This window comes from Actinomadura rubrobrunea NBRC 15275, assembly GCF_001552235.1.
Classification (GTDB): domain Bacteria; phylum Actinomycetota; class Actinomycetes; order Streptosporangiales; family Streptosporangiaceae; genus Spirillospora; species Spirillospora viridilutea.
In genome coordinates, this window is sequence record NZ_BCQU01000066.1 from 18,548 (window position 1) to 38,185 (window position 19,638).

Sequence of the window (19,638 nt, forward strand, 5' to 3'; positions counted from 1 at the left end):
GCATGCTGGGCCGCATGCCCGAATCCCTCGACGACGCGCAGGTGGCCGAATTCATCGAGAACGGCTTCGTGCGCATCCCGGAGGCGTTCCCGCGCGAGGTCGCCGACGCGTGCCGGGAGATCATGTGGCCGGACACCGGCTGCGACCCCGACGACCCCTCCACCTGGACGCGCCCGGTGGTGCGGCTGTGGCACTACGACCAGGAGCCGTTCCGCGTCGCCGCCAACACGCCGAAGCTGCACGCGGCGTTCGACGCGCTCGTCGGGGCGGGGCGGTGGGTGCCGCGGCCCGGCCTCGGCACGGTCCCGGTGCGGTTCCCCAGCCCGGACGACCCCGGCGACACCGGCTGGCACGTCGAGTCGAGCTTTCCGGGGGACGACCCCGACGACTTCATGAGCTGGCGGCTGAACGTCTCCTCCAAGGGCCGGGCGCTGCTCATGCTGTTCCTGTTCTCCGACGTGGGCGAGCTCGACGCGCCCACGCGCATCCGCGTGGGCTCGCATCTGGACGTGCCGCCGATCCTGGAGCCCGCGGGGGAGGAGGGGCTGACCTTCCTGGAGGCGGCGCAGAAGGCCGTTCCGGCGAGCGAGCACCGGCCGGTCGCCCTGGCCACGGGGCGCGCCGGCGACGTCTACCTGTGCCATCCGTTCGTCGTGCACTCCGCGCAGCCGCACCACGGCACAGAGCCGCGGTTCATGGCGCAGCCGCCGCTGTATCCGGCCGAGCCGCTGCGGCTGGAACGGCCCGACGGCGCCTACTCCCCGGTGGAGGCGGCGATCCGGCGCGGGCTCGGGCGCTGACCCCGCGCGCGGGCTCTCTGGCGTCGCCCCGCATCCGGCGGAGCCGATCTCAGGGAGTGGACGCCTCGCACGGCGCGCGGCCCCGACTCAATAGGATCGGAGCATGCTGCGCTGGTTGACCGCGGGGGAGTCCCACGGCCCGGCCCTCACCGCCATCCTGGAGGGCCTGCCGGCGGGCGTGCGGGTGACCTCGGCCGACATCGCCGAGGAGCTGCGCCGCCGCCGGCTCGGGCACGGGCGGGGCGCCCGCATGAAGTTCGAGCAGGACAAGGTCACGATCGTCGGCGGGGTCCGCCACGGCGTGACGCTCGGCGGACCCGTCGCGGTCGAGGTGGCCAACACCGAGTGGCCCAAGTGGGAGACGGTCATGGCCGCCGACCCCGTCGACCCCGACGTGCTGGCCGCGCAGGCGCGCAACGCGCCGCTCACGCAGCCGCGGCCCGGGCACGCCGACCTGGTCGGCATGCAGAAGTACGGGTTCGACGACGCCCGTCCGGTGCTCGAACGCGCCAGCGCCCGCGAGACCGCCGCCCGCGTCGCCCTCGGCGCGGTCGCCAAGGCGTTCCTGCGCCAGACGCTCGGCGTGGAGGTCCTCAGCCACGTCGTCGCGATCGGTGAGATCGGCGTCCCCGACGGCGCGCCGCCGCCCGCGCCGGAGGACCTGCCGCGCGTCGACGCCGACCCGGTGCGCTGCTTCGACCCGGGCACCGCCGCGGAGATGGTCGCGCACATCGACGCGCTGAAGAAGGCGGGCGACACCCTCGGCGGCGTCGTCGAGGTGCTCGCCTACGGCCTGCCGCCCGGTCTGGGCAGCCACGTGCACTGGGACCGCCGCCTGGACGCCCGCCTGGCCGGAGCGCTCATGGGCATCCAGGCGATCAAGGGCGTGGAGTTCGGCGACGGCTTCACCACCGCGCGCCGCCCCGGCTCCCGCGCGCACGACGAGATCGAGGGCACGCCCGAGGGCGTCCGCCGCCGCACCAACCGCGCCGGCGGCGTCGAGGGCGGCATGACCACCGGCGAGGTGCTGCGGATGCGCGCCGCGATGAAGCCGATCTCCACCGTGCCGCGCCGCCTGGACACCATCGACGTGCGCACCGGCGAGCCCGCCAAGGCCATCAACCAGCGCAGCGACGTCACCGCCGTGCCCGCCGCCGGGGTCGTCGCCGAGGCCATGGTCGCGCTGGTGCTCGCCGACGCGGCGCTGGAGAAGTTCGGCGGCGACTCGGCCGAGGAGACCGCCCGCAACGCGCAGGGCTACCTGTCGTCCCTGGCCGTCAAGTAGGGAGCGTCCGACGATGACCCACCCCAAGGCCGTGCTCATCGGTCCGCCCGGCTCGGGCAAGACCACCGTCGGCGCCGCCCTGGCCGAGCGGCTCGGCGTCGCGCTGCGCGACACCGACGCCGACGTCGAGGCCGCCGCGGGCCGTCCCATCAGCGAGATCTTCATCGACGACGGCGAGGAGCGGTTCCGCGAGATGGAGCGCGCCGCCGTCCGCGCCGCCCTGGCCGAGCACGACGGCGTCGTCGCGCTGGGCGGCGGCGCGATCCTCGCCCCCGAGACGCAGGAGCTGCTCGCCGGGCACACCGTGGTCTACCTGAAGGTGGGCCTGTCGGAGGCGGTCAAGCGGGTCGGCCTGGCCAGCGCGCGCCCCCTGCTCGCGCTGAACCCGCGCAGCCAGCTGCGTCGGCTGCTGAACGAGCGGCTGCCCATCTACGAGCGGCTCGGCACGCTGCACGTCGACACCGAGGGCCGCACGCCCGAGGAGATCGCCGAAGAGATCGTCAAGGGGATCGCGTGACGGCCGTGCGGGTCTCCGTCGGGCAGGGCTACGAGGTGGTCATCGGCACCGGCGTGCTCGGCGAGCTGCCCGGCCTGCTCGGCGAGGGCGTGCGCACCGTCGCCGTCGTGCACGCCGAGGGGCTGCCGGAGATCGCCCGCCCCGTCTGCCGGGTCCTCGAGCAGGCGGGCCTCATCGTGCACGCCCTGCCGGTGCCGGACGGCGAGGCCGCCAAGGAGGTCGGCGTGCTGGCCGGGCTGTGGTCCCGGTTCGCGCAGCTCGGCATGACCCGCTCGGACGCCGTCGTCGGCGTGGGCGGCGGCGCCACCACCGACCTGGCCGGCTTCGCCGCCGCGTCGTGGCTGCGCGGCGTGCGCGTCGTGCTGGTGCCCACCACGCTGCTCGGCATGGTGGACGCCGCCGTCGGCGGCAAGACCGGGATCAACATCCCCGAAGGCAAGAACCTGGTCGGCGCGTTCCACCCCCCGGCGGGCGTGCTGTGCGACCTGGCCACGCTGATGACCGTGCCCCGCCAGGACTACGTCAGCGGGCTGGCCGAGGTGATCAAGGCCGGGTTCATCGCCGACCCCGCGATCTTGGACCTGGTGGAGGACGACCCGGAGGGCGCCGCGTCCCCGGACGGTCCGCACACCCGTGAGCTCGTCGAACGGTCCGTCCGCGTGAAGGCCGCGGTGGTGTCGGCCGACCTGAAGGAGAGCGGCCTGCGGGAGATCCTCAACTACGGCCACACCCTCGGCCACGCCATCGAGAAGGTCGAGGAGTACCGCTTCCGGCACGGCCACGCCGTCGCGATCGGCATGGTCTACGCCGCCGAGCTGGCCCGGCTGGCGGGCCGCCTGCCCGCCGACCTGGTGGCGCGGCACCGCTCGCTGCTCGCCTCGGTCGGCCTGCCCACGGCCTACCGCGGCGACGCCTGGCCGCGGCTGCGCGCCGCCATGTCCATCGACAAGAAGGCCCGGGGCGCCACGCTGCGCTTCGTCGTCCTGGACGGCCTGGCCGAGCCCGGCCGCCTGGAGGGCCCCGACGAGGACCTCCTCGCCGCCGCCTATCACGAGGTGAGCCGGTGACGGCGGCGGGCGGGGCCGGGGCGGCCGGCCCGAGGAGCGCGGGCGAGCGGCCGGGGCGGCGGACGCCGCCGCGGGGACGGGCCGGGATCCGCTGAACGGAGTGGGGCGATGAAGCGCGTGCTGGTGCTGAACGGGCCGAATCTGCGGCGGCTCGGGACCCGGGAACCGGACGTGTACGGGTCCTCCACGTTCGACGACCTGGTGGCGCTGTGCCGGGAGACGGGGCGGCGCCTGAACCTCCACGTCGAGGTGCGGCAGACAGACGACGAGGCGGAGATGATCCGCTGGGTCCACGAGGCGGCCGACGAGCGGCTGCCCATCGTGATCAACCCGGCCGCGTTCACCCACTACTCCTACGGGCTGCGCGACGCCCTGGCGCAGCGCACCGCGCCGCTCATCGAAGTGCACATCTCCAATCCGGCGGCCCGCGAGGAGTTCCGGCACACCTCGGTCGTGGCGGGCGTGGCGACGGGCACGATCGCCGGGTTCGGGATGCTGTCGTACGTGCTGGCGCTGCAGGCGATGGCCGACCTGCTCGCGCAGGAGGAGACGACGCCCTCCTGACGCGACTCCCTGACGCGCCTTCCTGACCCGCCGTCCTGACGCGCGCCTTCTCGACGCGCGCCTTCTCGACGCGCGGCGCCCGCGCCGTCAGACGGCGGCGCCGGCGGTGTGCATGAGCTCCTTGAGCTCGGCGATCACGTCGTCGAGCGGGCTCAGGTCGCGCTTGGCGCGGCACATGATCGTGGCGCCCTCGACGGCGGCCACGATGAGGCGGGCCAGCCGTCCGGCGCGCTCGTCGGGGACCCCGGCGTTGGCCAGGCCGGTGGCCAGGGTGTCCTGCCAGCGGTCGAACACCGCGGCGGCGGCCGCGGCCAGCTGCGGCGCGTCCTCGTGCGACTCCACGGTGACCGCCACCACCGGGCAGCCCGCCCGGAAATCGCTCTTGACCAGGACGCGCCGCCACCACCCGATGAACGCGTCCACGGCCGCGGCCGGGTCGCCGCCCTCGACGGCCGCCTGGATGCCGGAGTTGAGGAACTCCCCGGCGTAGCGGACCGCCTCCTCGGCCAGCTGCGCCTTGCCGCCGGGGAAGTGGTGGTAGATCGACCCGCGCGGCGCGCCGCTGTGCCGGATGACCTCCCGGAACCCCGTGCCGCTGTAGCCGCGCTCGCGGAAGAGGTAGGCCGCGCTGCGCACCATGCGTTCCCGGCTGTCCCTGCCCATGCCCCGATTATGACATTCATCATAAGCTTCGCGGCTTGACCATGACGGCCGTCATAGCGACTCTTGCATGCACATGTCGGACGTCATACCGACCACCGTGTGCGACGAAGGAGACCCCGGTGATCGACCTCAGCCGTGACGGGCAGGTCCACGTCCTGCGGTTCGACGCGGGCGAGAACCGGTTCGCCCCGGCGTTCCTGGACGCGATGGACGAGGCCTTGACGGCCCTGGAGAAGAACGACGGACCCGGCGCGGCGCTGGTGACCGTCGGGACCGGCAAGTTCTACTCCAACGGTCTCGACCTGGACTGGGCGGGCGCCAATCCCGACCGGCTGGAGGGGTACCTGCGCCGCGTGCACGAGATGTACGCGCGGCTGCTGGCGCTGCCGATGCCGACCGTGGCGGCCGTGAACGGGCACGCGTTCGCCGCTGGCGCGATGCTGGTCCTGTGCCACGACGTCGCCGTCATGCGCACCGACCGCGGCTACTTCTGCCTGCCCGAGGTCGACCTGGGGCTGACGTTCACCCCGGGCATGCGCGCCGTGATCCAGTCGCGGCTGTCCCCCGGGGTGGCCCACGAGGCGATGCTCACCGGCCGCCGGTACACCGCCGAGCAGGCCGAGCGGGCGGGGATCGTGCACCGCACCGCCGCCGAGGCCGACGTGCTGCCCACCGCCGTGGAGCTGGCCGCGTCGCTGGCCGGCAAGAACGGCGCGGTGGTGCGCGGCATCCGCACCGGCATGTACGCCCGGGTCATCGAGGCCCTGCGCGGCCCGGTCCTCGACTGAGGGGGCGCGGACTGAGGGGGCGCGGACTGAGGGGGCGCGGACTGAGGGGCGCGCGGGGACGGCGCGGACGCCTGCGTTACCGTCGACAGAATCCAGTTCGGTTCGTGGAGGGGATGCCGATGCGCATCGGGATGGCGCTCAAGTACTCCGGCGGCTTCAAGGAGACCGTCGAGGAGCTGGCCGACTACGAGAAGGCCGGCCTCGACATCGTCTTCGTCGCCGAGGCCTACAGCTTCGACGCGGTCAGCCAGCTGGGCTACATCGCCGCCAAGACCGAGCGGCTGGAGATCGCGTCCGGCATCCTGCCGATCTACTCGCGCACGCCCACGCTGCTGGCGATGACCGCCGCGGGTCTGGACTACGTGTCCGACGGGCGGTTCACCCTGGGCATCGGCGCGTCCGGCCCGCAGGTGGTCGAGGGCTTCCACGGGGTGCCGTACACCGCGCCGCTCGGCCGCACCCGCGAGGTCATCGAGATCTGCCGCAAGGTGTGGCGGCGCGAGCGGCTCCAGCACAGCGGCAAGTACTACTCCATGCCGCTGCCGGAAGGGCAGGGCACCGGTCTCGGCAAGCCGCTGAAGCTCATCAACCGTCCGGTCCGGGAGGACATCCCGGTGCTGGTCGCCGCGATCGGGCCCAAGAACGTCGAGCTCACCGCCGAGATCGCCAACGGCTGGGAGCCGATCTTCTACGTGCCGGAGAAGGCCGCCGAGGTGTGGGGGCCGTCGCTGGCCGCGGGCAAGGCCCGGCGCGACCCGGCGCTCGGCGAGCTGGACGTGGTCGGGCAGGCGCCGCTGGCCATCGGCGACGACGTGGACGGCTACCTGGAGTTCGGCCGCCCCATGGCCGCCCTCTACATCGGCGGCATGGGCGCCAAGGGCAAGAACTTCTACAACGACCTGTGCCGCCGCTACGGCTGGGAGAAGGAGGCCGAGGAGATCCAGGACCTCTACCTGGACGGCAAGAAGGACGAGGCCGCGGCCAAGGTCCCCTACGAGCTGCTGCAGAAGATGTCGCTGATCGGGTCCGAGGGGCACGTGCGGGAGCGGCTGGCGGCCATGAAGGAGTCCGGCGTCACCACCCTCAACGTCACGCCGATCGCGGGCGACCACAAGGGCCGCCTGGCGCTCATCGAGAAGATCAAGGAGATGGCCGCCGACCTGGACTAGGCGCGCGCCCGAGGCCGTGGACCGCCCTCCCCGGACACCGGGGAGGGCGGACGGGCGGAGGGTCCGACGGGGCCGACGGACGTGCGGAACGCCGGCCGCGTCGTATCCGCCTTCCGTGGACTACAGTCCTCGCCATGGAGGACCTTCGTCGCGAACGCCGTGAGCGGCTGGCCGCGTGGGCGGCCGCCCACGACCTGGACGCCCTGCTCGTCACCCGGCTCGTCAACGTCCTGTACCTGACCGGGCTGGACAGCTCCAACGCCGCGCTGCTGGTGCGCGCCGACGGGCCCCCGCTGCTGGCCACCGACGCCCGGTACGCCGGCACCGCCGCCCGCGTCTGCCCCGAGCTGGAGACCGTCGTCGACCGGCGCGTCGCCGAGACCCTGCTGGAGCGGGCGGCCAAGGCCGGGGCGCGGCGCCTCGGCTTCGAGCCCCACGCCGTCACCGTCGAACAGCACTCCGGGCTCGCCGCCCTGGCCGCCGACGGCCTGGAGCTGCGCCCCGCCGGGCGCCCCGTGGAGGAGCTGCGCCGCGTCAAGGACGAGGCCGAGCTGCGGCTGCTGGCCGAGGCGTGCGCGATCACCGACCGCGTGTTCGACGACGTGCTCCCCATGCTCAAGCCGGGCGTCACCGAACGGGAGATCGCCGTCGCGCTGGAGCGGCGCATGGTCGACCTGGGCGCGGAGCGGCCCGCGTTCGACTCGATCGTGGCGTCCGGCCCCAACGGGGCCCTCCCGCACCACCGGCCCGGCGACCGCCCGCTGGCCCGCGGCGACCTGGTCACCCTGGACTTCGGCGCCCGGTACGGCGGCTACCACGCCGACATGACCCGCACCGTCGCGATCGGCGCCGTCGCCGACTGGCAGCGCGACCTGTACGAGCTGGTGCGCCGCGCCCAGCAGGCCGCCCTGGACGCCGTCCGCCCCGGCGCCGAGACCCGGGCCGTGGACGCCGCCGCCCGCGACCTGATCAAGGCGGCCGGGCACGGCGACGACTTCCCGCACGCCCTCGGACACGGCGTCGGCCTGGAGATCCACGAGGCGCCGCTCATGGGGTACGACAAGACCGGTAAGCTGGGGGACCGGGTTCCGATCACCGCCGAGCCGGGGGTCTATCTGGCCGGGCGCGGCGGGGTCCGCATCGAGGACACCCTGGTGACCCGTGCCGGCGGACCGGAGCTTCTCACCACGACCACCAAGGACCTGCTCGTCCTGTGACCCCGTCGGGGCGGGCGGGGCCGACCCCGGCGATCCGGGGGGCGCGGGGGACGTCCCCCGCGCCGGAGGCAGGACCATTCGACCGAGGCGGGGACGGCCCCGTCAGGGGGCAGGAGAGGACGCTGTGGCGACGACGAACGACCTCAAGAACGGCATGACGCTGAAACTGGACGGCGAGCTGTGGACCGTCCTTGAGTTCCAGCACGTCAAGCCCGGCAAGGGCGGCGCGTTCGTCCGCACCAAGCTCAAGCACGTGCTGTCGGGCAAGGTGGTCGACAAGACCTTCAACGCCGGCACCAAGGTCGAGGTGGCCAGCGTCGACAAGCGGGAGATGCAGTACCTCTACCGCGAGGGCGAGGACTTCGTCTTCATGGACACCCAGACCTACGACCAGCCGCACATCCCCGCCGCGGTCGTCGGCCAGGCCGCCGACTACCTGCTGCCCGAGCAGATGGCGACCATCGCCTTCCACGGCGAGGACCCGCTGTACGTCGAGCTGCCCGCCGCCGTGGTGCTGGAGGTCACCCAGACCGAGCCGGGCCTGCAGGGCGACCGCTCCACCGGCGGCACCAAGCCCGCCACGCTGGAGACCGGCGCGCAGATCCAGGTGCCGCTGTTCATCACCACCGGCGAGAAGGTCAAGGTCGACACCCGCACGGGCGAGTACCTCGGCCGCGCCTGATGGCGGACGCGAGGACCCGCGCGGCGGCCGGGCCGGCCGCCGCGCGCGGCGGACCGACGGGCCCCGCGGACGGCGGGCCCGCGAGCGGAGCGAGGCGATGAGCGCGAGGACGAAGGCGCGCAAGCTGGCGCTGGACATCCTGTTCGCCGCCGAGCTGCGCGAGGAGCGGCCCACCGACGTGCTGGCCGCGCGCGGCCGGCCCAACCAGGACGAGCTGGCCGAGTTCGGGCACGCCGTGCGGCTGATCGAGGGCGTGCAGGAGCACCGCGCGCGCATCGACGAGCTGCTGTCCACCTACGCCACCGGGTGGACGCTGGACCGCATGCCCGCCGTCGACCGCAACATCCTGCGGATGGGCGCCTTCGAGCTGCTGTGGGTGGACGACGTGCCCGACGGCGTGGTGGTCAGCGAGGCGGTCGCGCTGGCCACCGAGCTGTCCACCGAGGAGTCGCCGCGCTTCGTCAACGGGCTGCTGTCGCGGCTGCAGCGGCTCAAGCCGTCGCTCGCGCTGTAGGGCCCGGCCACTAGGGTGGAGGTCATGATGGACGGGCGGCAGTCGAAACGCGCGCGGGGGAGCGGTCCGCGCACCGCCGTGCTGTGGGACGCGCTGCGGGCCGTCCTCGACCGGATCGCCCCGGAGGCCGGGCCCAGCGACGTGGTCGACGTCGGCGGCGGCACCGGCGGGTTCGCCGTGCCGCTGGCCGAGCTGGGCCACCGGGTCACCGTCGTCGACTCCAGCCCCGACGCGCTGGCCGCGCTGGAGCGGCGCGCCGCCGAGTCCGGCGTCACCGTGCGGGCCGTGCAGGGCGACGCGGTCGACCTGCCCGACCTGCTCGGCACCGGCACCGCCGACCTGGTGCTGTGCCACAACGTGCTGGAGTACGTCGACGACCCGGGGGCGGCCATGGCGGCGCTGACCGCGGCCGTGCGTCCCGGCGGCTCGGTCAGCGTGCTGGTCGCCGGGCAGATCGGCGCGGCGCTGCAGCGGGCCGTCCACGGGCACTTCGACGACGCCCGGCGCGTCTTGACCGACCCGGACGGCCGGTGGGGCGAACGCGACCGCACGCCCCGCCGCTTCACCCGGCAGACGCTGACGGCCCTGGTGGAGGCGGCCGGGCTGCGGGTCGGCGAGCTGCACGGCGTGCGGATCTTCGCCGACCTGGTGCCGGACGCGCTGCTGGACGGCGAGCAGGACGCCGCCGCGGCGCTGATCGCCCTGGAACAGGTCGCGGCCGTCCACCCGGTGCTGCGGGAGCTGGCCGCGCAGCTGCACCTGCTGGCGTACAAGGACGCCTGAGGCGGCCATGGGCCGCAAGCAGCAGCTGCCCCGTCCCGGACCGCCGCCCGGACCGCCCGGCGACGACACCGGCTGCGCCATCCTGCACGTCGACATGGACGCCTTCTTCGTCGGCGTGGAGCTGCTGGACCGGCCCGAGCTGCGGGGCCGCCCGGTGATCGTGGGCGGCACCGGGACGCGCGGCGTGGTGGCGTCGGCGTCGTACGAGGCCCGCGAGTACGGCGTGCACTCGGCCATGCCGATGAGCCGCGCCCGGCGGCTGTGCCCGGACGCGGTGGTGCTGCCGCCCCGGCACGACCGCTACGCCCGGGTGTCGGCGGCCGTCATGGAGATCTTCCGTTCGATCACCCCGCTGGTCGAGCCGCTCGCCCTGGACGAGGCGTTCCTGGACGTCGCGGGGGCCCGCCGCCGCCTCGGCCGGCCCGCCGAGATCGCCCGGATGATCCGCGCGCAGGTGTTCGAGCAGCAGGGCCTGACCTGCTCGGTGGGCGTGGCGAGCACCAAGTTCGTGGCCAAGCTGGCCTCCACGCGGTGCAAGCCCGACGGGATGCTCGTCGTGCCCGCCGACGAGGTGCGGGAGTTCCTGCACCCGCTGCCCGTGGCCGCCCTGTGGGGCGTCGGCGACCGCACGGAGGAGGCCCTCACGCGCCTCGGCCTGCGCACCGTCGGTCAGCTGGCCCGGGTGCCGCTCGCCACGCTCCGGCGCGAGCTCGGCCACGCCCTCGGCACCCGCCTGCACGACCTGGCCTGGGGCCGCGACCCCCGGCCCGTCGTGCCGCACGGCCCCGACAAGAGCATCGGCGCCGAGGAGACCTTCGACGCCGACGTGGACGATCCCGACACGATCCGGCGGGAGCTGCTGCGGCTGTCGGAGAAGGTCGGGGCCCGGCTGCGCGCCGCGGGCCGCGCGGGCCGCACGGTCAGCGTCAAGCTGCGCCGCGCGGACTTCACCACGCTCACCCGGTCGCGCACGCTCCGCGAGCCCACCGACGTCGCGCGTGTGATCTACGTCACAGCGTGCGAGTTGTACGAGGCGTCCGGGCTCGACCGGGTACGGCTGCGCCTGGTGGGGGTCAGGGTGGAGAATCTGATTCCGGCCGACCGGGCCGTCCGCCAGCCGACGCTGGACGAGCCGGAGACCGGGTGGCGCGAGGCCGAACGCGCCGTCGACCGGGTGAGCAGGCGTTTCGGCAGCGGCGCGGTGCGTCCCGCCGCCCTGGTACGGCGCGCGTGGGACGACGGCGACGGGGCGGAGGGGGACGCGAGGTGACGCCGAGATGACCGGCATCCGCTGCGTGGTGGGGCGTTCGCTTTCGTCCGCTCGGTGCGCCTCGTATTCTGGGCATATCACCGTTGAGGTTCCCGTCCTGCATCGGATACCCCGTCGCGGGGCTGTCGTTGGGAGGCGCCGTGCCGCTCTCTGAGCACGAGCAGCGCATGCTCGACCAGATCGAGCAGGCGTTGTACGCCGAGGATCCGAAGTTCGCTCACGCGGTCCGCTCGACCAACCCGCAGGTCCACTACAAGCGCCGCATCGTCAAGGCCGCTCTCGGCTTCGCGCTGGGCGTCGGCGCGCTGATGGCGGGGCTCGTGATCAACCAGGGCCCGGTCACCATCGCCATCAGCGTGACGGGCTTCCTGCTGATGGTCGTGTGCTGCGTCTGGGCCCTGTCCAGTTGGAAGCGCATGACCGGCATCGGCTCCGAGCCGCACCAGCAGCCGCGGCGCCAGGTCAAGCCCAAGGCGACGTTCATGGAGCGCATGGAAGAGCGCTGGCGCCGCCGCACCGAAGGCGAGTGACTTTCCGGGGGGCCGGCTGCGGCCCCCGCAGCGCCCCCCGCCCCCCTCAAAGAGATCCCCGCGGCTCGCGCCGCGCCGCCCGTGCCCTTGGCGGGCGCCTTTGTCGCCTCACCACACGCCTCAACGGTCCCAGGCGCCTCATCGGTCTCTCAACGCCTCAACGGTTGTGTGATCGCGCCACCCCCGCATGCGCCGCTCCGACCCGCGCGTGCCCGCCGCCCGTCCAGCCGCCCCTGCGGCGCGGCTGACGTTCGGCCAGGTTTCGGCCCCCCCGTCGGACACGTCCATCCGGGAGGTGCGGGCGCTCGGGCGCGGCGCCCGCGCGAGGGGCTAGCGGGGGCGCCGGGGCACGAGACGGCGGGTCAGGGATTCCACCCGGAACGCGACCGCGACCAGGCGGCCGCCGGCCCGGCGGCTCAGGGAGCCGGCCGAGGCCAGGGTGGACGCGGGGAACAGCCGGGCCCGCCAGCGGGCCCGGCGTCCCACGGACGCGGCGATGGCCTCGCGGACGGTGCGGACGTCCTGCCGCAGCGTCTCGGGCGGCGTCAGCGGGCGGGACGGCGCGTAGCGGGCCAGCTCCTCCGCGCGGGCGATGCGTCCCAGCGCCCGCGCGGCGGGCTCCTCCAGCTCCAGCAGCTCGCCCAGGCGTCGGGCGGCCGTCCGCGGCGTGTCGCTGGGACGCCACTCCAGCCCGTGGTCGATGGCGTCGGCCCGCATCTCCCGCCACGCGGTGTGGGCGGCCTCGGCGTGGTCGGGCGGGGAGCCGTCGGCGCCGCCGGAACGCGTCGCCGCGGCGGCCCAGCGCAGCCGGCGGGTCGCGCTCCTGGCCGCCCTGGGGGCGGCGAGGAGCAGCAGGGCCAGCAGCGCGCCGATGATCCAGCCGATGGGGGCGTCCCCGTCGGCCGAGCGCCCGCTGTCGGCGCCGGCGTCGGCGCCCAGGTCGTCCTGACGCCGGGCGGGGGCCGACGGGGACGCCTGGTCCCGCTCCTGCCGGTCGGCCTCCGGGGAGTCGACGTCCTGCTCCTGCGCGGCGTCGGCGGTCCCGGACGTGATGAGCTGGCTGTAGACCGGAGGGGACGCGGTGCCCTGCCCGGCGGCGCCGCTCGGCGTGGGCTCGAACCGCACCCAGCCCGTCCCCTGGAAGTACAGCTCGGGCCAGGCGTGCGCGTCGCGCGTCCGCACGTGCCACACGCCCGGGGAGACCTCGGTTCCGGTGGTGTAGCCCATGGCGACCCGGGCCGGGATGCCGAGGATCCGCGCCAGCAGGGCCATGGAGGCGGCGAACTGCTCGCAGTAGCCCTTCTTGCTGTGCATCAGGAAGTCGACCAGGTCGCTGCCGTGCTGCGGGGGCCGGGCCGTCAGGTCGTACTGGAACCCGCCGTCCTCGGTGAACCAGCGCTGCAGCAGCACCGCCTGGTCGTAGGCGGTGGTCGCCCCGGCGGTGATCTCGTCCGCGAGCCGGCGCACCTCGCGCGGGATGCGCTCGGGCACGGCCGTGTAGCGGGTGTAGATCTCGTTCGGGGGCGGTCCGGCGGCCCGCAGCCGCGCCGCCGTCGCCCGGACCCGCGTGCTGGTGACCGTGTAGGACCGCCCGCTCGCCGAATCGCGCAGCGAGTAGATCATCAGCGACGGGGGGTGCACCCGCCAGTCGCCCTCGATCTCCACGCGGGTCGGGGCGTACGGCACGGGCAGGAACGTCATGTTCCGCACCTGCGGGCGCACCCGGATGCGCGTGGTGACGAGCCGGGTCGGCGCCGAGTACAGGCCGGGCGGCTCGGGCAGGTCCCGTCCGGACAGCCGGTCGCGGGGCGTGCTCTGCAGGGAGGTGTAGGTCCAGCGGTCCCCGTCGAACTTGTCCAGCGCGTACAGCCGCAGGTACTCGGGGCGCTCGGTGTCGTTCGTGCGGTACGTCAGCACCAGCGAGTCGTCCGTGCGGGTCAGCTCGCGCTTGAGGCTGACCAGCGGGTCGGGGGTCGTGACGGTCTGCGTGCCGCCCCGTCCGGACCCGCCGCCCATGCCGAACAGGCCGCGCGAGTGGATGCCGGGGGTCACCGCGGGGACCAGCACGGCCACGGCCACGGCGGCGACGCCGATGCGGCGTCCGCTCGCGGCCATCGCGCCGCGGTCGGGCGGCGGCGCCGCCTCCCCGGTCCGCCCCCGCGGCACGCCGGGGCCGGTCACGACACGGCCCCACCCGCCGATCTGCTCGCGGCTGTCGGCGGCCAGCAGCGCCAGATAGCCGAGCGCGCCGATGCCGAACGCGATCCAGCTGACGCTGTCCTCCCGCACGGCGGCGGGCACGCTGTACAGCGCCAGCAGCGGCAGCCCGGCGGGCGCCGCGCGGCGCAGTCGCACCGCCAGCAGGTCCACCAGCACGGCGACCAGGCCGATCCCGGCGACGGCCAGCAGCATGATGCCCGGCACCAGCGGCACGGGCGCGGCGTACTGGTTGGCCGCGTCCCAGCCTTCCTGCAGCAGCTCGCGCAGCCGGCGCAGCGAGGCCGGGGTCGGCACGACGCCCAGCAGCGCCTCGGACGCGGTGAACCGCACGGTCAGATACAGCAGCAGGGCGCCCAGCCCGCCGGCCGCGCCGAACACCGCGGGCCAGCGCAGGCGCCGCGTCAGCAGCCCGGCCAGGGCGACCGCCGCGACCGCGCCGAGCCCGGACCAGAACCAGGCGCCGCCGGAGAACAGCGGGTACAGGGCCACCGAGCCCGTCAGGGCGGTCAGCGCCGCCATGATCGTCATGCGCAGTCTCATACGCCCGTCCCCGTCCGCGCAGAGTCCTCGTCCGCGTGCACCGCGGCCGTCCACGCGCCGGCCAGGTCGGCGGCGGTCCGCACGCGCACCACGCGCCAGCCCGCCGACGCCAGCAGCCGCGCCGCCGCGGCCGGGTCGGTGCCGGTGTCGACGTCCTCGGCGCCGCCGACCAGGACGGCGACGAACGTGGCGGTGCCGCGCCGGGCCGCCGCCGCGGCCCGCGCCTCCTCGAGGGACAGCCCCCCGAAGGCCGCCACGACCAGCCCGTCCCCCTCGCCGCTCGGGCCGCGCAGCGCCGCCAGCCCGCGGGTCAGCGTGCGCTCGGACGAGCGCCGGACGGACGCCAGCACGTCCAGCAGCAGACCCTCCATGGCGCCCTGGGCGTCGCTCGTCCGGGGCAGCGCCTCCCCGCCGTCGGTGACCAGGCGCAGCCGGATCCCGGCCCGGCTCAGGTGCACGCCGACCGAGGCGATCGCCGACACGGCCTGCTCGAACGACGACAGCGGGCCGTCCCCGACGTGGGCGGCGCGGCGGGTGTCCAGGAACAGGGTGCCGCTGCTGCGCCACTGCTGCTCCTCGCGCCGCACCATGAGCTCGCCGCGGCGCGCGGTGGACCGCCAGTGCACCCGGCGCAGGTCGTCGCCGTGCCGGTACTCGCGGGGCGTCACGTCGTCCTCGCCCGCGGCCGCGACCGCGGTCGCCAGGCTCTCGCCGCCGCCCGCCCACGCCCCGGCGGGCCGCCCGGCCGGCAGCGGGACGATCTCGGGCGTGACGGTCAGGGCGTCGGCGAGGCTGAACGAGCGCACCAGCTCCACCATGCCGAACGGGTCGGCCAGCCGCACCACCAGCGGCCCGATCCGGTACCGTCCGCGCCGGTCGGCGCGGACGCGGTAGCCGAGCTCGCGGGAGCCGCGCGGCTCGATCCGGTCGAGGACGAACCGGGCCCGGCCGCCCAGGGCGTGCGGGACCTGGTCCTCCACCATGAGCAGGCCGCTCGGCAGCCGGGAGACGTTCTCCAGCCGCAGGCCGACGCGGGCCTCATGGCCCACCGGCAGCCGCGTGGGCTGCAGCCGCCGGGCGCACGCCAGCCGGTAGCGGGTGCGCGACACCGCCAGCGTGGACAGCAACGGCAGCGCCAGGACGAGCATGCCGGCCCGCAGCAGGTCGCGCTCGCCGAGCACGAAGGCGCACACGATGGCGGTGATCCCGGCGGCGATGAAGGACCGTCCCCGGGTGGTCAGGCCGGACAGCGCTCGCCTCACCGTCACTTCCCGGGGGAGGGCACCGGCAGCCGGTTCACCAGCTCGGCCACCACGTGCTCGGGCCGGCGCCGCTCCACCTGCGCCTCGGCGGTGGGCAGCAGCCGGTGCGCCAGCACGGGCACCGCGAGGTCCTGGATGTCGTCGGGCAGCACGTAGTCGCGGTCGTCGAGCGCCGCGTACGCGCGCGCCGCCCGCACCAAGTGCAGGGTGGCCCGGGGCGAGGCGCCCAGGCGCAGGTCCGGGTGGTTGCGGGTGGCGGTCACCAGGTCGACCGCGTACTGCCGCACGCCGGGCGACACGTGCTGGTGCCGGACGACCTCGATCAGCTCCCGGACGTCGGCGGCGTCGGCGACCGGGGTGAGCCGGTCCAGCGGGGACGACCGCCCGTGCGAGTCCAGCATCTCCAGCTCGGCGGCCGGGTCGGGGTAGCCCATGGAAATGCGGGCGGTGAACCGGTCGCGCTGCGCCTCGGGCAGCGGGTAGGTGCCCTCCATCTCCACGGGGTTCTGCGTGGAGATCACCATGAACGGGCGCTCCAGGGGATAGGTGGTGCCGTCCACGGTGACCTGGCGCTCCTCCATGCACTCCAGCAGCGCCGACTGGGTCTTGGGGGAGGCCCGGTTGATCTCGTCGCCGACCACGATGTTGGCGAACACCGGCCCGGGCTTGAACTCGAACTCGCGCAGCTCCTGGTTGTAGGCGCTGACGCCGGTGATGTCGCTGGGCAGCAGGTCGGGGGTGAACTGCACCCGGCGCACGGTGCAGTCCACCGACCGCGCCAGCGCCTTGGCCAGCATCGTCTTGCCGACGCCGGGCACGTCCTCGATCAGCAGGTGCCCCTCGGCCAGCAGCACGGTCAGCGCGAGCCGCACCACGTCGGGCTTGCCCTCGATGACCGACTCGACGGCGTCGCGGATCTTGTGGGCGACCTGGACCAGCCCGTCCAGTCCCGGCCTCCTCCCGTCACCGGCGACGCGGACGGACGACCGCGCGGGGTGGTCGGCTGAGGCCGGTTTTCTGGAGCCGGTAGGGGCCTCCATGAAAGACTCGCCATGCGTGCCTACTGCCACCAACAACCCTCCTCGGCCGTCCGGCCTCGCGTCGCCGGCTCCGCCGTGTGGTACGGGCGCCCGGCTCCGCGCGGTCGGTGCGACGTCTTATTAACTTGCCCAATCCCCGACAGTACGTCCTCGGACCCCGCGCCGCGATGCTCTGTGGGGACGGGTTGCCCGTCTCGCGGCGCGCCGCGGTCGCGGGCGTGCGCGGCCGCGGCGCGGACCGTCACGCTCCGGAGTCGCAGAAGCACCTCCGTCCCCTCCACTCGTCCCCACAGAGCATCGCCCCCCACTTGACAAGACGACATAAAGGCGCCCGCGACGGTGCCATCCGGGTGGCGCGCGACCGTCTCGGAACCGGGGTCGGGCCGTCGGCCGGCGGGCGCCCGCCCCGGGCGGCCCCCGTGCGCCCCCACTTCGCCCCACCCCTCTTGACCTGCGCTTTTGTGGACGCTTGCGGTCGGAGAGACGTGTGTGAGTAGTTGACGGTGGGGAAGAGTGGAGTAGAGTGGAGCGCCGTGGGGGCGGTGGCGCTCCACACGGCGCGGGGAGGTGGGGCCGGTGTTCCTCGGCACCCACACGCCGCGCCTCGACGACAAGGGACGACTGTTCCTGCCGGCGAAGTACCGCGAGGAGCTGTCGGGGGGATTGGTGATCACGAAGGGCCAGGAACGCTGCCTGTACGTCTTCCCCATGGCAGAGTTCCAGCGGATCACCGAGGCCCTGCGTGCGGCACCGGTCACCGAGAAGTCCGTGCGGGCTTACAGTCGGGTCTTCTTCGCCAGCGCGTCCGACGAGGTCCCCGACAAGCAGGGACGCATCACCATCCCGCCGCCGCTGCGCGCCTACGCGGGGCTGAAGCGCGACTGCACCGTGATCGGGGCCAACACGCGCTTGGAGATCTGGGACACGTCGGCGTGGGAGGCCTACCTCGAGAAGGAGGAACAGGCGTTCGCCGAGATCTCGGAGGAGGTGTTGCCCGGGATCCTGTGACGTTCCACATGTCGGCCGGGGCGGGCCGCCTTGCTTACTGGTCTTCGGCCGGTTACGCCGGGGCCCGCAGCATCTCCCGGGGGACGATCCCCCGGATCCCCGACCTGTGACGACCGCTCGGCCCAGGGCCGGTTCGGCGGAGCGCGCACGCGGTCGGGGGAGATTCCCGAAACGGCGGTCGGCCCGCGTTCGGCCAGGTCTCCAGCCGCTCTCCGGTGCCATCTGGCGCAGCTTCCCCGGTGCCAGAGGGCGACCCCCCGCGACACCGCGGTTCTTCTTCCAGGGCAGCGGATGGGGACCTGGCCGGACGAGGCCGCCGGGGCGCGGGTTCCCGCCGATTCGGCCGGGAACCGCAATGGTCTTCGAGGGGGGAGGACCCTTCGAACGCCCCGGGCGGGGGCGCCGCGCGAGGCCCGGTCGACGATGCCACGCAGTCCGCGAGCGAGGTGGCGCAAAGGGGGGTGAACATGGACGCGGGCGAACGCGCGGCCATGGCCGGTCACGTACCGGTCATGCTCGGCCGCGTAGTGGAACTGCTGGGGCCCGCCGTCCAGGTCACCGCCGAGGCCGCCGGGAAGCCGGCCCGCGCGCCCGTGTACCTCGACGCGACCCTCGGCCTGGGCGGCCACGCCGAGGCCATGCTGCGCGCCCATCCCGAGGTGCGCCTGATCGGAATCGACCGCGACACCACCGCGCTGGAGCGCTCCGCGCGGCGGCTCGCTCCCTTCGCCGACCGCATCATCGCCTTGGAGCACGCGGTCTACGACGCCGTGCCCGACGTGCTGGACGGGCTGGGGATTCCCGCGGTCGACGCGGTGCTGTTCGACCTGGGGGTGTCGTCCCCGCAGCTCGACGAGGCCGAACGCGGCTTCGCCTATTCCTATGACGCCCCCCTGGACATGCGGATGGACCGCACCCAGAGCCTGACCGCGGCCGACGTCGTCAACGGCTACCCGGCCGCCGAGCTGGCCCGCATCCTGCGCGAATACGGGGAGGAGCGGTTCGCGCAGCGCATCGCCGCGGCGATCGTCCGGGAACGCGAACGCGCCCCGCTGGAGTCCACCAAGCGCCTGGCGGACCTGGTGCGCGCGGCGATCCCGGCGGCGACGCGGCGGACCGGGGGCAACCCGGCCAAGAGGACTTTCCAGGCCCTGCGCATCGAGGTGAACGGCGAGCTGGACACCTGGCGGCGGGCGCTTCCGGCCGCGCTGGACGCGCTGCGCGTCGGCGGCCGGATCGTCGTGCTCAGCTACCACTCGCTGGAGGACCGCCTCACCAAGCGGGTCCTGGCCGAGCAGTCGGCCGACACCACCCCGCACGGACTGCCCGTGCCGCTGCCCGAGCACCGGCCGCGGTTCCGGCTGCTGACGCGCGGGGCCGAGCTGCCGTCCGACGAGGAGACCACGAGCAACCCGCGTGCCGCCTCGGTCCGGCTGCGCGCCGCCGAGCGGGTGCGTGAAGCACCGGGGGCGGGGGTTCCCCCGGAAAGCCGCAGGGAGACGACATGACCACGACCACGCGCCCGCCGGGGGCCGCCAAGACGCCGGGCCGGGGGCGCCGGGGCCGCGACGCCGACCGCGACGCGGACGCGGCGGCCGGCGGCAGGGGGAGGAAGCGGCCCGTCGGCGACGCGCCGGCCGAGGCGGGCACGTCCGGTCGCACGCGCCGGCACGGCCGCGCGCCCGCGGCGGACAGGGCGCGTCCGCGTCCCGCCGCGCC

The 19,638-nt window shown here is 74.7% G+C and carries 19 protein-coding genes and 1 pseudogene; 16 read left to right on the forward strand and 4 right to left on the reverse strand.

Going from position 1 to position 19,638, the window contains the following annotated elements:
* The first annotated feature begins 14 nt into the window (after window positions 1-14).
* From AR3_RS19945 to aroQ, 5 genes are all read left to right on the forward strand, one after another.
* Window positions 15-800, forward strand: a complete 786-nt coding sequence (locus AR3_RS19945) for a phytanoyl-CoA dioxygenase family protein (protein ID WP_217998662.1) — start codon at window positions 15-17, stop codon at window positions 798-800.
* A 103-nt stretch (window positions 801-903) separates the two neighbouring features.
* Window positions 904-2,085 (forward strand): chorismate synthase, encoded by a 1,182-nt coding sequence (gene aroC, locus AR3_RS19950; protein WP_067915753.1) that lies wholly within the window; start codon window positions 904-906, stop codon window positions 2,083-2,085.
* 13 nt (window positions 2,086-2,098) lie between these two features.
* The gene (locus tag AR3_RS19955; RefSeq protein WP_067915754.1) at window positions 2,099-2,602 is read left to right on the forward strand and encodes a shikimate kinase; all 504 of its coding nucleotides are present in this window, start codon (window positions 2,099-2,101) and stop codon (window positions 2,600-2,602) included.
* On the forward strand, window positions 2,599-3,669 hold the full coding sequence (gene aroB / locus AR3_RS19960; protein WP_067915755.1) for a 3-dehydroquinate synthase: 1,071 nt from the start codon (window positions 2,599-2,601) through the stop codon (window positions 3,667-3,669). The genes AR3_RS19955 and aroB overlap by 4 nt, the downstream gene beginning before the upstream one ends.
* Before the next feature lie 108 nt (window positions 3,670-3,777).
* Window positions 3,778-4,233 (forward strand): type II 3-dehydroquinate dehydratase, encoded by a 456-nt coding sequence (aroQ, locus tag AR3_RS19965; RefSeq protein WP_067915756.1) that lies wholly within the window; start codon window positions 3,778-3,780, stop codon window positions 4,231-4,233.
* An 87-nt stretch (window positions 4,234-4,320) separates the two neighbouring features.
* On the opposite strand, the gene AR3_RS19970 is transcribed toward aroQ, so the two are convergent.
* A complete protein-coding gene (locus AR3_RS19970) occupies window positions 4,321-4,896 on the reverse strand; it encodes a TetR/AcrR family transcriptional regulator (protein WP_083951703.1) in 576 nt (191 codons plus the stop codon).
* 119 nt (window positions 4,897-5,015) lie between these two features.
* Here AR3_RS19970 and AR3_RS19975 point away from each other — a divergent pair, with 119 nt between their 5' ends.
* The 8 genes from AR3_RS19975 to AR3_RS20010 all read left to right on the forward strand — a co-directional run bounded on the left by AR3_RS19975 (window position 5,016) and on the right by AR3_RS20010 (window position 11,849).
* A complete protein-coding gene (locus AR3_RS19975; protein WP_067915757.1) occupies window positions 5,016-5,684 on the forward strand; it encodes an enoyl-CoA hydratase-related protein in 669 nt (222 codons plus the stop codon).
* 119 nt (window positions 5,685-5,803) lie between these two features.
* Window positions 5,804-6,853, forward strand: coding sequence for an LLM class F420-dependent oxidoreductase (locus AR3_RS19980; RefSeq protein WP_067915772.1), 1,050 nt, complete (start codon window positions 5,804-5,806; stop codon window positions 6,851-6,853).
* A 134-nt stretch (window positions 6,854-6,987) separates the two neighbouring features.
* Entirely contained in the window at window positions 6,988-8,070 is a 1,083-nt protein-coding gene (locus tag AR3_RS19985) for a M24 family metallopeptidase (RefSeq protein WP_067915758.1), read from the forward strand.
* Between the two features lie 124 nt (window positions 8,071-8,194).
* Window positions 8,195-8,752, forward strand: coding sequence for an elongation factor P (gene efp / locus AR3_RS19990; protein ID WP_067915759.1), 558 nt, complete (start codon window positions 8,195-8,197; stop codon window positions 8,750-8,752).
* A 97-nt stretch (window positions 8,753-8,849) separates the two neighbouring features.
* Window positions 8,850-9,266, forward strand: a complete 417-nt coding sequence (gene nusB, locus AR3_RS19995) for a transcription antitermination factor NusB (protein ID WP_067915760.1) — start codon at window positions 8,850-8,852, stop codon at window positions 9,264-9,266.
* Between the two features lie 24 nt (window positions 9,267-9,290).
* Window positions 9,291-10,049 carry a methyltransferase domain-containing protein gene (locus tag AR3_RS20000; RefSeq protein WP_067915761.1) on the forward strand — a complete coding sequence of 253 codons (759 nt, stop codon included), beginning with the start codon at window positions 9,291-9,293 and terminating at the stop codon, window positions 10,047-10,049.
* A 7-nt stretch (window positions 10,050-10,056) separates the two neighbouring features.
* On the forward strand, window positions 10,057-11,319 hold the full coding sequence (locus AR3_RS20005; RefSeq protein WP_067915762.1) for a DNA polymerase IV: 1,263 nt from the start codon (window positions 10,057-10,059) through the stop codon (window positions 11,317-11,319).
* A 140-nt stretch (window positions 11,320-11,459) separates the two neighbouring features.
* Window positions 11,460-11,849 (forward strand): SCO2097 family morphological protein, encoded by a 390-nt coding sequence (locus AR3_RS20010; protein ID WP_067915763.1) that lies wholly within the window; start codon window positions 11,460-11,462, stop codon window positions 11,847-11,849.
* 330 nt (window positions 11,850-12,179) lie between these two features.
* On the opposite strand, the gene AR3_RS20015 is transcribed toward AR3_RS20010, so the two are convergent.
* Genes AR3_RS20015 through AR3_RS20025 form a run of 3 tightly spaced genes read right to left on the reverse strand, consistent with a single transcriptional unit; the run spans window position 12,180 to window position 16,941 of the window.
* Window positions 12,180-14,609: a transglutaminase TgpA family protein gene (locus AR3_RS20015; protein ID WP_227023008.1), complete on the reverse strand. Its 2,430-nt coding sequence runs from the start codon at window positions 14,607-14,609 to the stop codon at window positions 12,180-12,182.
* Complete coding sequence (locus tag AR3_RS20020; RefSeq protein ID WP_067915765.1) at window positions 14,606-15,871, reverse strand: DUF58 domain-containing protein; 1,266 nt, start codon at window positions 15,869-15,871, stop codon at window positions 14,606-14,608. The genes AR3_RS20015 and AR3_RS20020 overlap by 4 nt, the downstream gene beginning before the upstream one ends.
* A gap of 2 nt (window positions 15,872-15,873) precedes the next feature.
* Complete coding sequence (locus tag AR3_RS20025) at window positions 15,874-16,941, reverse strand: AAA family ATPase (RefSeq protein WP_390099226.1); 1,068 nt, start codon at window positions 16,939-16,941, stop codon at window positions 15,874-15,876.
* A 546-nt stretch (window positions 16,942-17,487) separates the two neighbouring features.
* Between AR3_RS20025 and mraZ the strand changes: the two genes are divergently transcribed.
* The 3 genes and pseudogenes from mraZ to AR3_RS20040 form a co-directional block, all read left to right on the forward strand.
* On the forward strand, window positions 17,488-17,919 hold the full coding sequence (mraZ, locus tag AR3_RS20030) for a division/cell wall cluster transcriptional repressor MraZ (RefSeq protein WP_067915766.1): 432 nt from the start codon (window positions 17,488-17,490) through the stop codon (window positions 17,917-17,919).
* 467 nt (window positions 17,920-18,386) lie between these two features.
* Window positions 18,387-19,427 (forward strand): 16S rRNA (cytosine(1402)-N(4))-methyltransferase RsmH, encoded by a 1,041-nt coding sequence (gene rsmH / locus AR3_RS20035; protein ID WP_067915774.1) that lies wholly within the window; start codon window positions 18,387-18,389, stop codon window positions 19,425-19,427.
* Window positions 19,424-19,638: pseudogene (locus tag AR3_RS20040) on the forward strand (hypothetical protein); the annotation flags it as partial. The gene rsmH and the pseudogene AR3_RS20040, both read left to right, overlap by 4 nt.